General features: G+C 56.1%; 12 protein-coding genes. 2 read left to right on the forward strand and 10 right to left on the reverse strand.

Going from position 1 to position 14,193, the window contains the following annotated elements; genetic code table 11:
* On the reverse strand, nucleotides 1–214 hold a 214-nt coding region (locus GOB86_RS10675; protein ID WP_198912038.1), incomplete at its 3' end, for a hypothetical protein.
* A gap of 893 nt (nucleotides 215–1,107) precedes the next feature.
* Here GOB86_RS10675 and trhO point away from each other — a divergent pair.
* Together trhO and GOB86_RS10685 are read left to right on the forward strand one after the other, a co-directional pair.
* A complete protein-coding gene (trhO, locus tag GOB86_RS10680; protein ID WP_165992340.1) occupies nucleotides 1,108–2,124 on the forward strand; it encodes an oxygen-dependent tRNA uridine(34) hydroxylase TrhO in 1,017 nt (338 codons plus the stop codon).
* Between the two features lie 142 nt (nucleotides 2,125–2,266).
* Nucleotides 2,267–2,794: a hypothetical protein gene (locus GOB86_RS10685; protein ID WP_165992318.1), complete on the forward strand. Its 528-nt coding sequence runs from the start codon at nucleotides 2,267–2,269 to the stop codon at nucleotides 2,792–2,794.
* Nucleotides 2,795–2,875: 81 nt separating this feature from the next.
* On the opposite strand, the gene GOB86_RS10690 is transcribed toward GOB86_RS10685, so the two are convergent.
* The 9 genes from GOB86_RS10690 to GOB86_RS10730 form a co-directional block, all read right to left on the reverse strand.
* Nucleotides 2,876–3,265, reverse strand: a complete 390-nt coding sequence (locus GOB86_RS10690; RefSeq protein ID WP_165992319.1) for a tautomerase family protein — start codon at nucleotides 3,263–3,265, stop codon at nucleotides 2,876–2,878.
* Between the two features lie 282 nt (nucleotides 3,266–3,547).
* Entirely contained in the window at nucleotides 3,548–5,344 is a 1,797-nt protein-coding gene (gene atzF, locus GOB86_RS10695; RefSeq protein ID WP_165992320.1) for an allophanate hydrolase, read from the reverse strand.
* A gap of 49 nt (nucleotides 5,345–5,393) precedes the next feature.
* Nucleotides 5,394–8,933, reverse strand: coding sequence for a 5-oxoprolinase/urea amidolyase family protein (locus GOB86_RS10700; RefSeq protein WP_165992321.1), 3,540 nt, complete (start codon nucleotides 8,931–8,933; stop codon nucleotides 5,394–5,396).
* Nucleotides 8,934–8,951: 18 nt separating this feature from the next.
* Entirely contained in the window at nucleotides 8,952–9,596 is a 645-nt protein-coding gene (locus GOB86_RS10705) for an urea amidolyase associated protein UAAP2 (protein WP_165992322.1), read from the reverse strand.
* Nucleotides 9,597–9,612: 16 nt separating this feature from the next.
* A complete protein-coding gene (locus GOB86_RS10710; RefSeq protein WP_165992323.1) occupies nucleotides 9,613–10,416 on the reverse strand; it encodes an urea amidolyase associated protein UAAP1 in 804 nt (267 codons plus the stop codon).
* Nucleotides 10,417–10,455: 39 nt separating this feature from the next.
* Complete coding sequence (locus GOB86_RS10715) at nucleotides 10,456–10,926, reverse strand: CopG family ribbon-helix-helix protein (protein WP_165992324.1); 471 nt, start codon at nucleotides 10,924–10,926, stop codon at nucleotides 10,456–10,458.
* 13 nt (nucleotides 10,927–10,939) lie between these two features.
* Nucleotides 10,940–11,860 carry an ABC transporter ATP-binding protein gene (locus GOB86_RS10720; RefSeq protein ID WP_165992325.1) on the reverse strand — a complete coding sequence of 307 codons (921 nt, stop codon included), beginning with the start codon at nucleotides 11,858–11,860 and terminating at the stop codon, nucleotides 10,940–10,942.
* Complete coding sequence (locus GOB86_RS10725; RefSeq protein WP_165992326.1) at nucleotides 11,860–12,822, reverse strand: ABC transporter permease; 963 nt, start codon at nucleotides 12,820–12,822, stop codon at nucleotides 11,860–11,862. The genes GOB86_RS10720 and GOB86_RS10725 overlap by 1 nt, the downstream gene beginning before the upstream one ends.
* Nucleotides 12,823–12,844: 22 nt before the next feature.
* Nucleotides 12,845–13,828, reverse strand: a complete 984-nt coding sequence (locus tag GOB86_RS10730; RefSeq protein WP_165992327.1) for an ABC transporter substrate-binding protein — start codon at nucleotides 13,826–13,828, stop codon at nucleotides 12,845–12,847.
* Nucleotides 13,829–14,193: the final 365 nt, after the last annotated feature.

Raw genomic sequence — 14,193 nt, forward strand, 5'->3', positions numbered from 1 at the left:
GTGCTTCATGGGCGGTTTGGGTGGTGGGGGCACCTCGATCTTTGGCGGCGGAATGAACGGCGGCGGCGGCACGGTCATAACCGGCGGGGGTGGTGGGGGTGGCGGCGGAGGAGGCGGCGGCGGCGGAGGTGGGGGCAGAACGCGCGTCTGAATGGGAGGATGAACCGGCGGGGGCGGGCTCTCGCCATTCCCCATCCCGTGAATCAAACCCCATACTCCAAGAATGTGCAGTAAAAGAACAACAATAAAAGCGCCAGCTACAACAGCAGTACCGACCTCCAGATCATACCGTTGAGCTTTCTTCCTTTGCTGTTCAGGCTCATTTGTCATGTCAGTTCTTCTTTATCATAACCAGCCACAAGCATGATCTGCCTCTCTTGTTTACTTATGAACCAGCAGAAAGCGGGATGTGTTCCCACGTCCATTCCCCAGCACGGCGTGCCGGTGTGGCATGTTGCGCGACCAGAAACCCAGCCTGCCGGACTGTGGGCGATGAGAGGAAACCCCTGTTCGAACAGGGGCGGGTGCCAGAAAACAAAAAAGCAGAACAGTACAGCGTCTTTTTCATAAGCACACATCCTTCCAGGGCCATGCAAACCCGGGCATGCTAGAGGTTACCAAATGCTAAAGCCTGCACCATCTGGCTCCGAATATGGAACAAATCAGAGAGTACAAACCGCACGATCATGCTGCCTTTCCTCGCAAACGCACCTATTCCGATTATGAAAAACGGTTAGTGCTGAATGGAATAAACTACTCATTACAGTGTAAGAATAAGGACAGGGTTTGGACGCTGTCAACATCATTCCGCATTCGTTATATATTGAATTGTGCCATATAACCGCATATTCCCCTTTATTTGTTCAGTACTACAAAAAAGATAGATTTGCGCATCCGCCCCTACCCTGCCTGACGGACAAAAGGGGGCGTTAAAAACACTTGTCGGGTAGGGAAGTCGCCAGCTAAAGCAGGAGCCAGCCTGTCAGGCTGTTTGCTGCTTTAACTCCGGCAAGGCGCACTGGCAGGGCCGGACCGCCTTCTTCCTTGCAAGGAACATACGTCGTGACTGCCTGTTCTGCCCCACCTTCCGCTGAAAACCCTGCCGATATGCCCATCTGTGTGGCTGCCCTGTATCGTTTTACAGGGTTTGAAGACCCCGCCGCCATACGCGGTTCATTGCTACAGACATGCGAGACAAACGGCGTAAAAGGTATTCTGCTGCTGGCCGGAGAAGGCATTAACGGGACCATAGCAGGTAGCGACGCAGGCATAGAGGCCGTACTGGCCCATATCCGCCAGTTGCCCGGCTGTGCGGATATTGTGGTCAAGTTCTCCCGCGCGCCGTCCATGCCTTTTTTGCGCATGAAAGTGCGCCTGAAAAAAGAAATTGTGACAATGGGGATAGAGGGCACAGACCCCAACCATATTGTTGGTACCTACATTGCCCCCAAGGACTGGAACGCCCTGCTCCAGCACCCTGACACCATCCTGATCGACACCCGCAATGATTACGAAGTGGCCGTGGGTACGTTTGAAGGGGCGGTGGACCCCAAAATAAAGACTTTCCGCGAGTTTCCAGAGTGGTTCCGCCAAAAACGCGCCCAGCTGGAAGCACAGGGGCGTAACCCCCGTGTGGCCATGTTCTGCACGGGTGGCATTCGCTGCGAAAAATCCACAGCCTTTGCCAAGGCGGAAGGGCTGGAAGATGTCTACCACCTTGAAGGCGGCATTTTAAAATATCTGGAGACCATTCCGCAGGAAGAAAGTCTGTGGCGTGGTGAATGTTTTGTGTTCGACCAGCGCGTAACCGTCGGCCATGGCCTGAAGCCCGGCAATCTGGAACTGTGCCACGCCTGCCGCGCGCCGCTCTCCCCTCAGGATAAAGCCTCCGCCCAGTACGAAGCCGGTGTGAGCTGCCCGCATTGCCATGGCGCGCAAAGCGAGCGCAATCGCGCACGCCATGCCGAGCGTGAACGGCAGGCCCGACTGGCGGCGGAACGGGGGGAGGCCCACCTTGGCATGAACATGGCGCACGAGCGCGCGCGCAAACGCAAACTGCGGGAAGAGGAAATCCAGCGCCAGCAGACCCTGCGCCAGAACGTTCTGGACCGCCTGCGCGATTAACGCCCGCCCCCGCAACAGGCCCACCCACACAACGCAGTGTATGAGTGGGCGAAAGGGGTAGCCAACAGACTGCCCCCTGATCTATATCAAGCGCGCGAAAACAGTTCGCGCAAACAAGCGGCACATATTGCCGGGGACATGGATGAACTTACATTGCGCATGGTGCGAGCGGGACATGCTCAATAAAACCCATGCCCCCTATTGCTGTGCTCACTGTGAAAAAAAAGCCAATAAGGCATTGGCCGCCATTAACACGCCCCAAACAGCGCTCCAGCGGGAAAACCGGATAATCCGTGGCGTTCTGGTCAGTCTGGTAGCGGTTATTACCGTAACACTCGGCCTGCGGATTTTAGCAGGCTCTCCTCCACCACCCGATAATATTACAATGGCGCAATTCGCGCCCTCCCCCCTAACGGACAGGAACACCGCCCCTTACAAGGCAGGGCAGACTGCGCGCATGCAGTGGAACCGCTGGTTGGGTGGCCAGCACGGGGAACGCCGCAAAGGCGCCATTTACTGGCTGAACGCCGTAGCGGGCCAACATGCCAGACAATGCGATGGAACGGTGGAATTTGCACTGGGCTGCTTGGATGCCCACCGCCACATGGACAGGATTGAAGCGCAGTTTGCCATCAGCCCAGCCTTCCGCGCCGGGTGGGACAACCCATAAAAGGCCAGCCGAAACGGGACCGGCATGCAAGATCAGGCGGAGCCACCCTGCCCCAAATAACGGCTATTGCCCCGTTCCGCCTTATAGCTCGCCAGTTACAAACTGAGCGCGGCCAAGACCAAAACTCCAGTGCTCATCCGAGTTCTGCACAATGGAAACCACAAGGTCCGAGGGCTGGAGCCCACACCGTTGCTGCAACCGCTCGGCCAGAAGCTTGTAAAACGCGGTAATCTGCTCCTTGGAGCGTGGGCGCGACGTAATCTGCAACAACACGACCTGATCGGTCCGGGGAATACCCAAACCGGTGTCTTCAATAACCATATGAGCAGGATCATGCTCGGAGACAATCTGATAGCGGTCGCGCGCGGGCACCTTGAACGCCTCTAGCATGGCTTCATGTGCTGTATCGAGCAATGCACGAATTTCTTCAGGCTTGCGCCCTTTGACAACATGGAAATGAAGAAGCGGCATGTGACATCCCTGCGTTGACTTGGCTGGTTATAGAACGAATTTTTCAACCAATGGTTTCAGGTGTATTCATCCATGCACAACACCATGCCTACTCCTGCCTGCCCAATCAACAAGCCGGGACCAGCCCGGCAGGCAGCACCCAACAGGGTCCGCCGCAGCATATATGGAAAGCCGGGAGCAAGGCTCACGACAAAACGGGGCTGAAACAGCGCAGCCATGCACCATGTAGCGAAAAAATCATGAAACTCTTTAATAAATTAAAGAGTTTTGCAATTATTGATTTCAGATCTTTGCGTAGCGCCACCCACCACTGGCTGTAATGTCCCGGCCACTGCGCGCAACAGCCTCGCTGCATAAAAAACCACAGACCTCGCTCCCATCGGCCAGCGATATTTTGCCTATGGCCATAGGCTGCGGCAGGGCGGCAACAAAGCGGCCAAAACCTGCTGCATCCAGTTCATAAACCTCCACTTCCAGACCGGGACCAACAAAGCCTTTTTCCCGCACCAGACCGGGTTTGGGAGGGGTGGCATACGGCAGGGCAAACAGACGGTAATCCGCTGCCGTGCGTGTTGTTACCCGCAGGATTGCGTGTTCCTTCTCCAGTTGCCAATGGAGTGGAAACCCTTTGAGATGCGCACCAACAACGGCCAGCAGCACATTCCCCGGCGCAGGCACTGCGGCCTCTGGCACTAACGGCAGAACCGTATTGCGGAACACACCGCTGGTATTATGTGCGGCCGCATGAAAGCGCCCGGCAAGAGCTGCCAGATCATGATCAGAAAAAGCCGGACCAATAAACGTGACCCCAAAGGGCAGACCATCCGGGGCAAACCCGGCGGGGACTGCACAGGCCGCCATGTCGAGCAGATTAACAAAGTTGGTGTAGGTTCCAAGCATGCTGTTGGCTGCAACTGGCTGCGCTAGCACCTCCTTCCTGCTCACCACGCGTGGGGCGGTGGGCAGTAGCATGACATCAAACTCATTCCACATACTGTCCGCCACCTGTTTGAGCAGGTGCTGGCGGTAAATCCCTTTGAACACATCGACCGCGGAATACTTGGTGGCACCATCCATAATGGCACCAACCGTTGGGTCCATATCCCCACGGTGAGCGCGATAGAAGTCCTTAATGGCAGTCAGACGCTCCACAACAAATGGACCGCTGTAGAGTAGCTCGGCTGTTTCCTTTAACGGTGCATAGTCCAGTTCGACCGCGGTGCCACCCAGTTCCACAAGCTGGCGGATCGCGCGGTCATACAGGGCTGCATTGGCGGTGCATCCATCAAAAAAACGATCCTGTCTGCGCAAGACACCAAAGCGGAATGTATCAGACGCCAGCCTGCGTGGTTCCATGGTGCGCGAATACGGTGCCCATTTATCCGGGCCAATAGCAAGCTGCTCCACCCGCCACGCATCAGCCGCGGATGCCGCAAAAACAGAAATACAATCCAGAGATTCACATGCAGGCACAAGCCCGTATGTGCTGAGCACCCCGCGCGAGGGTTTGAGCCCAACAATATTGTTAAACGCTGCGGGCACACGCCCCGACCCCGCCGTATCGGTCCCCAGAGCAAAGGATACCAGTCCTGCGGCAACCGCTACGGCAGACCCCGAACTGGACCCGCCAGACACATGCTCGGCACTGAACACACAATGCGGCTGTCCATAGGGGGAGCGCATACCCACCAGCCCCGTTGCAAACTGGTCAAGATTGGTCTTGCCAATAACAATCGCGCCCGCAGCCTCTAGGCGGCGGACAACCTCCGCACTTTCTGGCACGTCATGGGCAAAGGCCGGGCAGGCTGCCGTTGTGGGTAAGCCTGCGACATCAATATTGTCCTTAACTGCAAACGGCACACCATAAAGTGGCAGGTCCGCACATGGCAGCTTTTCCAGTTCCGCCGCTCTGGCCAGCAGGCGTTCGGCTGGCACAAGGGTAATCCATACCGCGGCATCCACGGCGGAATACGCATGCACGCGCGCCAGAACCTCTGTTACAATGTCTGTCGGCGTCAGCGCCCCGCTCCGGCAGGCGGTCAGAAGATGGTCGATCTGCAACATGTCTGGAAAAGTCATAATTTTTCGTCCTTGCCTACAGGCTCCGGCATGCATGTGTTGTGTGTGGTCAGTCCGTGCAGACCACCATAATCCGCTCCCCCCCGCGCACCTCGCGGCCTTTGCGGCAGAGAATGTCCTTCACCACACCAGTTGCGGGCGAGATGATCTTCATTTCCGTTTTCATGGATTCAATAATCGCTACGGCATCGCCTGCTTTTACGCGGTCTCCCACTGCGACCTGAATCTGCCACACACTGCCGGGAACGGGGCTATCCACGCCCATATACCCTTCGGGCAGAATGGTCTCATCAGCCTGCGTTGTGTTTGCTTCTTCCTCAAACGTATCAAGGCCTTTTGCAATCCAGTCCTGGCGTTCCGCCTCAAAGGCGGCCTGCTGGCGCGCGCAGGCCTGAGCAATTTCCTGCTTATTGGCCTCAAGAAAAGCGCGATATTCCGACAGGCTGAACTGTGTTTCCTCTATCTCCACGGAAAAACGACCGTAGGGGAAGGCCGCACGCGCCTCCATCAGTTCATCATGCGAGACGGGGTAGAAACGGATCTGGTCAAAAAACCGCAGGAGCCACGGTGTATTTTTATGGAATACATCGGTCGTGCGCCACGTATTCCAGACCTGGGTTGTGCGCCCGAAAAGCTGGTAGCCTCCCGGCCCTTCCATGCCATAAATGCACATATAGCTACCGCCAATGCCCACAACATTGTCCGGGGTCCATGTGCGCGCGGGGTTGTATTTGGTTGTGACCAGCCTGTGCCGCGGATCAATAGGGGTGGCAACAGGTGCCCCCAGATACACATCCCCCAACCCCATAACGAGGTAAGAGGCATTGAAGATAATATCCTTAACCGCCTCAATGGAATCCAGCCCATTAATCCGGCGGATGAATTCAATATTGGACGGGCACCACGGCGCATTCGGGCGCACCAGTTCCTGATACCGCTGCATGGCCAGCCGGGCCTGCTCATCATCCCACGAGACGGGGAGATAAACTATGCGGCTGGGCACAACAATATCATCCTCCCCAGACGGCAGGGCCTGCTCAATAGCGTGCAGCAGTTCCAGCAGCGCAGGCAGGGGGAGCACCTGCGGATTATAGTGGACCTGTAGCGAGCGGATACCGGGGGTAAGGTCCAGAATACCGTCCACCGCATCGGCCTTGAGCCGTTCCAGCACAAGCTGCACACGCAGGCGCAGGGCTATGTCCAACTCCGGCGGGCCGAATTCGAGCAGAAGATAGCAATCCCCCGCACGGCGGTAGACAACAGGAATTTCCCCTTCCGAACGGAACAGAATGGGGCTGTCCCCACGAATGGGTTCGGGCAGGAATGCCACACTGATCGGCTGGGGCTGCACGCGCTGGAAACGCACCTTGTCGCCCGGATGCAGTTGCCCCATTTTCCACAGTTCATCGCTTGTCAGAACCGCAGGGCACACAAAACCACCCAGACTAGGCCCATCCGGGCCAAGCAGAATGGGCATGTCGCCTGTAAAATCTATGGCACCAATCGCGTAGGCGTTATCATGAATGTTGGAAGGGTGCAGTCCCGCCTCCCCCCCATCTGTTCTGGCCCAGCGTGGCTTAGGGCCAATCAGGCGCACACCCGTACGCGCGCTGTTGAAATGCACCTCGTATTCGCTGGAAAAGAGAGTTTCGATATCTTCATCCAAGAAGAAATCCGGCGCACCGTGTGGACCGTACATTACCCCCAGAGTCCAGGTCCGCGTCAGTTCCGGGCGCTCTTCCGGGGCAACCGGCACTGGCGCGGGAGCATTGGGCGCAGGTCTGGCAAGACGCAGCACATCCCCCGTGCGGAGTTGACCGGTGGCATGTCCACCAAACTGGCCAAGCATGAATGTGGCACTGGAGCCAAGGTACAATGGAGCGTCAATCCCCCCCCGCACAGCAAGATAGGTACGGTGCCCCGCCCCCTTGATCTGGCCCAGAGCCAGCACCTGCCCGGCCTGCACTGTAACGGGCTCCCAATACGGCACGTCCACACCGTCCAGCGTTGCAGGCATAAACGCGCCAGACAGACCAATAATGGCGGCGGTATTAAAGCGCAGTACCGGACCTGATGCCGTAAACTCCAGTGCGGGCACACCTTGGGCGTTCCCCACAATCTGGTTGGCCAGACGGAAGTTCCGGTCATCCATCGGGCCGCTGGGGGGCACGCCCACATCCCAGTACCCCACGCGCCCCGGCCAGTCCTGCACCGTGGACTGAAGACCCGGAGCAATAACTTCCACCGTGGAAGGCGTGTAGGCAAACCCGTTCAACAGACCGGTAAAGACCTGCCCCGCACGCACGGCCTTATTGGCCGTAACCGCGCGCAAGTAATCCAGATTACTTTCCAGCCCGCTGATCCGCGTTGTGGTAAGGGCCGTATGCAGGTTGGCGAACGCCTCCTCCCTTGTGGCACCTCGGGCAATGACCTTGGCCAGCATGGGGTCGTAGTACGGAGTGACTTCGGTCCCGGTTTCTATCCAACCATCCACACGCACATCGGGTGCAAAGCTGACCTCGGTCAGCCGCCCTGTGGAAGGACGAAAGTTTTCTGCTGCGTTCTCGGCATAAATCCGCGCTTCAACCGCCGCCCCTTTGGGCACAAGACTGTCCTGTGCAGGCAACACCAGAGTGCCGTCGGCCTGACGGATCATCCACTCCACCAGGTCGATCCCGAAGATTTCCTCCGTTACGCAATGTTCGACCTGAAGCCGTGTGTTGACCTCCAGAAAATAGAACTCACCACTTTCCGTATCGTAAATAAACTCGACCGTTCCAGCAGACTCGTACGCAACAGCGGCACACAGGGCGCGCGCGGCATCACGCAGCCCTTTGCGTGTGGCCTCGGACAGGCCCGGTGCCGGGGTTTCCTCGATTACCTTCTGGTTGCGGCGCTGAAGCGAGCAGTCCCGCTCCCCCAGTGTAAGGACATTCCCACGCCCATCGCCAAACACCTGCACCTCTACGTGACGTGCACAGGCAATGAATTTTTCCAAAAACACGCGGGCATCGCCAAAATTATTACCCCCCATGCGCGAAACAGCCGCAAAGCAGTCGCGCAGTTCGGCATCGTTATGGCAGATCTGCATGCCAATACCGCCACCACCCGCCGTGCTTTTGAGCATGACCGGGTAACCAATTCCTGCGGCGGCCTCCAGCGCTTCGTCCACACTGTTCAGAATATCCGTGCCCGGCAGAAGCGGCACATTGTTCTGCTTTGCCAGATCACGCGCGGTGTGTTTGAGGCCAAAAGCCCGCATATGTTCAGGCCGTGGGCCCATAAAACGTATGCCCTGATCAGCCAGTTTTTGCGCAAACTCCGCGCGTTCGCTCAAAAAGCCATAACCGGGGTGGACAGCCTGCGCGCCCGTGCTGGCACAGGCCTGCAAAATGGCATCCATGTTCAGGTAACTGTCGCTGACTGCGGCTGGGCCGATCAGAACGGATTCATCGGCCTCCAGAACCGGCGGCGTAAACCGGTCTGCCTCTGAGCACACGGCAACGGAGGCAATACCCATCCGCTTGAGTGTCCGGCTAACACGGCGCACAATTTCTCCGCGGTTGGCAATAAGAACCTTTGTGAACATGGCAGGCTGTCCGAACTGTCAGATAGAAACAGGATCGCCGATAACGACGCGAATGGGGGTCGGCACAAAGCCGTTACAGGGGTTGTTGACCTGTGGGCAGTTGGAAATAACGACCAGCGTGTCCATTTCCGCCCGCAGATCCACGTAACCGCCGGGGTCGGACAGGCCGTCATCAATCACCAGTTCACCATTTTGCAGCACTGGCACATTCATGAAAAAGTTGACGTTGTTGACGATATCGCGCTTGCCCATGCCGTATTTTTCCACTTCCAGCAGGAAGTTTTCGCGGCAGGCGTGCATGTATTTTGTCTCATGCCCAAAACGCACCGTGTTGGATTCACAGCTACAGGCCCCAGCCAGTGTATCGTGCCGTCCGCAGGTGTCGTCCACCACGGTCATCAGCACATTCCCTTCGTTGGAATACAGGCAGGTGCCTTTGCCAATATAGGCCGAACCCTGGTTAAGCAGCGTATCCTGCGCGCTGTAGCGTTCATGGTACGCGTGGGCGTTATAAAAAAGAGCGTCCACAGCCTGCTGGCTTTCCAGATCAATAATCCGGATAACCTGCCCTTTGCGCACAAGCCCCGACCACGGAGTGCGTGCGGCTACATGCTGATCAAGAACAATGTTTGAAAAAATCTTGCTGATATCATGTTCGGACATAAATCTGGCTCCCTGATCAGGCAAAGAGGATGTCTGTATTATCAAACCCGCGCCGCGCTTCCTCACAAAAGGTCCGGCACAGATCATCCGCAGTCGGTGCGGGGGCCTGCCAGCGCACGACCTCTATGGGAGCGGGAGCAAAACGCGTATCTGGCGCCAGTGGATGCGGGCAGTTGGATACGGCTACGAGCAGGTTCATCTCGGCCCGTATATCCACATGGTCTCCCGGCTTTACATCCCCTTCCACCCACTTGAAGCTGCCATCCGCCTGCGTGCTGATATGGGAGAAAAATGTAATGCAGGACGCAACGTCATGCTGCGCCATGCCATATTTTCCCGCCGTCAGACGCAGGTTATTACGGGTATTGCGCAGACCGGCCGACCCAAAATTGCGCTGGTTGCTCTGCGGTGTGCTCCCGCCCACCAGCGTATCGCTAAATCCACAGCTATCGCCAATAATGGATGCCAGCACACGCCCCATATCGGAAAACAGAACGCGGCCAGTGGTCAGGCATGTGGTCCATTGCAGCTTGATGGTATCCCCCGCATTATACCGCTCGCTCAGGTCATCCACATTCCACAGCATGACCGAAACACCATTGTTCCCAGACGTATTGATCAAGCGCAGGGCCTGACCACGGGGGACAAAGGCGCTCCAGTACCAGCCTCCGGGCACACTCTCGCGGTGCAGAATGCTGGCCTCGGTCATCTCAATCGGAGCACTTTCCGGGCGCACGGTATTGTCGGACTGGAGCGCCTGATCCCGAAGCTGATTGTAGCGGGCCCGGTACCAATCTGGGGTCTGTTGATCTATTTGCATGAAAATCTCCTGTATTCAGGCAGGGATGCCAACAAGCGTTCAGGACGCTTCCATATCGAGTGTCAGTTCCCGCCCTTTTTCATGGACGGGTGGGATCAGGGATGCGATCAGGTGCAAACGACCAGAAATAACACCGGGTAGGGTAATAAACTGGTCCGCTATATCCTGAAGTTTTTCAACCTTGCCCTGCACAAGCAGAACTTCCAGCGTTTGCCTGCGAATGAGGTTGACGTGAAGTGAGCTGATAACCTCTGCAAGATTCTCATATTGCAGTTCTGCAAGCTTCTGTTGCAGATTGGTTGCGGCATTATTGTAAAAAAGAATAATAACGCCAGCCATCAGCTCATCCCCGTTTTCCTGACGGCAGGCCATAAGCTCCTGATGCAGAATGTTCTGAATAGCCTGAGAACGGCTGGCGTACCCTTTTTTCACCACCATGGCATCCAGCTCATGCAAAATGCTTGGTGATAGAGAAATACTGACCCGGCTGATCTGTTCCTTGGTGCTCATACTCGTATCTCCCCTACTCGACCTGATCTGTCACAAGGGTGAGGAGCGGCAGATCGATTTTCACGTCTTCCTCATCCATGTCGTCTGATGTTCCAAAGGAGCGGATAAGACCCTCAAGATGCGCTTTTGTCGCCAAAAATTCGTCCGATGTCATCTGCTCCGCACGACGGGGGCGCGATAGAGGCACCTCAATAACCTCCTCCACCCGACCGGGATTGGGCTTGAGCACAAGAATACGGTCTGCCAGATAAATGGCCTCGTCCAGATCATGCGTGATAAACACAATGGTAATGTCGATCTTGCGCCAGATCTCCATCAGGTAGTTCTGCATTTTTGTGCGGGTCTGAGCATCCAGCGCGCTAAAGGACTCATCCATCAACAACACACGGGGGGACGCGGCAAGGGCGCGCGCAATGGCCACACGCTGCTGCATACCGCCCGAAAGCTGGTGTGGAAATGCCGTTGCAAACTGTTCCAGCCCGATCATCTGGAGCCATTGCATGGCCTGCCGCTGGGCTTCCAGCCGGTCAACGCCCCCCATCTCGATCCCGAACATGACGTTGCGACACACATCAAGCCAAGGGAACAGCGTGTATTTCTGAAAGACCATTCCCCTGTCCGACCCCGGACCACGCACCGGTTTGCCGTTCATAAGAATCTGCCCGCTTGTGGCGTCCTCCAGACCGGCAAGAATACGCACCAGAGTGGACTTGCCACAGCCAGATGGCCCAACCACACAGACAAGCTCGCGCCGGTGGACGCCAAACTCTATGGCGTCAAGGGCGACAGTCCTGTTCTTTTTCTGGGTAAAGACCTTGGTAACACGGTCAATTTCCAGAACATAATCACGCTGTTTTATCTGCGCCATTCGTGCGGCCACGTCTGGTGGCAGAATACGATAGTCAGGGAGCGCATGCTCTACATGATCAGCCATCAGCCATTCTCCCTTTTCCACGTAAACAGTTTGCCCCCAATAACCCCAAGGACCATATCCGTTCCCAGACCAACAATGCCGATCAGGGCCATGGCGGCAAAAACATTGTCAAAATGCTGGTAACGGGCCTGCTGCGTAATGAACCACGTAATACCCGATGATGTGCCAATCAGTTCTGCCACAATCAGATATGTCCAGGCCCAGCCAAGCAGAATACGCTGGTCCCTGTAGAGGTCTGGCAGAATACCCGGAATAACCACCCGAAAAAGCAGCCGCAGGCCCTTTGCCCCCAAAGTGCGCGACGCCTCCACAAGTGCAAAGTCGAGTTTGCGTGTTGTATTGGCAATAACGAGAATTTGCTGGAACAGTGTTCCTATAACAATAATTGCAATCTTGGGGGCGTCGTAAATACCAAGAATGGCAACGGCAAGCGCACCAAAGGCCGGAGCTGGCAGATAACGGAAAAAATCAACCGAGGGTTCAACAAGACGCGCAACAGCCGGGATGGAGCCGCACATAATGCCCAGAGGCACCCCCATTACGGAAGAAATAACAAACCCCCAGAAGATAATACGAATACTATGCGCAAAAGCCTGCGTAATGGAGTGTTCCGCGCCAACTGGGGCCGAGGACGTAAAAGCATGCACAAACGCGCTGAGCACCTCCCCCGGTGAAGGAAGATAAACCGGGTTGGTCGGAATACCTTGGGGAGCAGGCTGGTGCTGGTCCTGCATTTCCTTGACCGCGCGCAAAAAATCCACGCGGTTCATCCGCATACCTGTTTCCAGATATTCCTCACCACCGGGGTCTGTAATCAGAACCTGAGGATGCCAGACAAATGGCAGATAACTAACCGCGCTCCACAGGAGCAAAGGCAGGAGCACCGCCAGAATACCGAAGACATTCCGCAACATCCGGTCTGTCCGGCCGTATAGCCTCCATGAGGCAAGGAAGCCCTGCATGATGCGCTCCTGCCCTTTGTCGTTATTTAACAGATGCGGTAAAAGACGGGTCAATGTAGCTGTCAATATTCTGCGGTGATTTATAAACACCCTGCTGAACATTAAAAGCGTCTGAAATTTCAGTTGAACCGTATAGGGAGCCAAGCCCTGCTTTTTTCACAAAAACGGCTTTTCCATCTTCAAGGCTCAGCAGATGCGTGCCTTTGAGGAAGCGCTTGTAAGCTTCCGGCGTTACACCCGTGCGTGTTGCCATGATCCGCAGAGCATCCGGCTGCGTTTTGGGATCATTGATGTACGTAACAACATGGTCCCACACACCAACCAGACGCTGCCACTGGTCATGGTTATCGTGCAGGGACTGCGGGTCCACCGCAATGGTGTCATAAATCAGTCCGGGCACTTCGTGCGACGTAAATACGGGCCGCGAGCCCGGCACGGCATGCAGCGCCTGACCCGAATTCGGCTGCCATGCGGCAATGGCGGCTACCTGCCCCGAGGCCAGAACCTGCGGCGTTTCATTCGTTTTTGTATTAACGAGCTTGACATCTTTTTCGCTCATGCCGGATTTTTCCAGCCCTTTAAGCAAAAGAAGGTGGTCCACCAGCCCCTCTTCCACCGCAACGGATTTGCCCTTCAGGCCCTTCATATCCGTAATACCGGGCTGGGCGACAACCATATCATTGCCATCGGAATAATCGGTCACAAGGATCATCTCGCCCTTATGGCCATTGGCACCTGTCACCAATGCATCGCCATTGGTCGCCATGACCGCATCAAGCTTGTGCGCGGCAAACGCGTCGAGCGAGGCACTGTAGTCGAACCACTGGAAGTCGGCGTCAACATGCGCCTCCTTCAGCCAACCTTTATCAATGGCAACCTGCCATGCAACCCAACCCGGCCAGTCACTGTAACCAATCTTCAACGACGCAGCAGACGCCGATGAAAGGGAGACCGCGGCACAAACACTGGCGAGCAGGCCTTTGCGAAAAAGCGATGATAAGCGCATGAGGGAGGACTCCAGTAATACGAATTGCAAAAACCGTATTAACGATACTCACCACAAACGCTCATTCGTTGCAATCAAAAAATGTTCTCATATCAGAACCAATTAAAAGTGCCGCTCACGGCCCATATCCACCGGATTATGCCCCTATCCCCAGCCGCAGTATGGCCCTTTTGTGCGGTTTTCCTGTGCTGGCCGTACCACCGGCACCTATGCCGCCATGTTCAGGCTTTCCATGCTGTCATGGATAATGTGGGGTGTTTCGATTACATGATCACCTGTGTGTCAGGTCCGTGGGGTGGGCAAACACACCATGAACAGCCGTGCAACTTATCCAGAACCGGCTGACGATATGCCCTCATTGCAGC

Origin of the sequence: Acetobacter lambici (genome assembly GCF_011516885.1) — a bacterium.
GTDB lineage: Bacteria > Pseudomonadota > Alphaproteobacteria > Acetobacterales > Acetobacteraceae > Acetobacter > Acetobacter lambici.

What these genes read in the sequence shown, in the direction of transcription:
- trhO (WP_165992340.1), top strand. Translation starts at nt 1,108, where the DNA reads ATGCCCATCTGTGTGGCTGCCCTGTATCGTTTTACAGGGTTTGAAGAC.
- GOB86_RS10685 (WP_165992318.1), top strand. Translation starts at nt 2,267, where the DNA reads ATGAACTTACATTGCGCATGGTGCGAGCGGGACATGCTCAATAAAACC.
- GOB86_RS10690 (WP_165992319.1), bottom strand. Translation starts at nt 3,265, where the DNA reads ATGCCGCTTCTTCATTTCCATGTTGTCAAAGGGCGCAAGCCTGAAGAA.
- atzF (WP_165992320.1), bottom strand. Translation starts at nt 5,344, where the DNA reads ATGACTTTTCCAGACATGTTGCAGATCGACCATCTTCTGACCGCCTGC.
- GOB86_RS10700 (WP_165992321.1), bottom strand. Translation starts at nt 8,933, where the DNA reads ATGTTCACAAAGGTTCTTATTGCCAACCGCGGAGAAATTGTGCGCCGT.
- GOB86_RS10705 (WP_165992322.1), bottom strand. Translation starts at nt 9,596, where the DNA reads ATGTCCGAACATGATATCAGCAAGATTTTTTCAAACATTGTTCTTGAT.
- GOB86_RS10710 (WP_165992323.1), bottom strand. Translation starts at nt 10,416, where the DNA reads ATGCAAATAGATCAACAGACCCCAGATTGGTACCGGGCCCGCTACAAT.
- GOB86_RS10715 (WP_165992324.1), bottom strand. Translation starts at nt 10,926, where the DNA reads ATGAGCACCAAGGAACAGATCAGCCGGGTCAGTATTTCTCTATCACCA.
- GOB86_RS10720 (WP_165992325.1), bottom strand. Translation starts at nt 11,860, where the DNA reads ATGGCTGATCATGTAGAGCATGCGCTCCCTGACTATCGTATTCTGCCA.
- GOB86_RS10725 (WP_165992326.1), bottom strand. Translation starts at nt 12,822, where the DNA reads ATGCAGGGCTTCCTTGCCTCATGGAGGCTATACGGCCGGACAGACCGG.
- GOB86_RS10730 (WP_165992327.1), bottom strand. Translation starts at nt 13,828, where the DNA reads ATGCGCTTATCATCGCTTTTTCGCAAAGGCCTGCTCGCCAGTGTTTGT.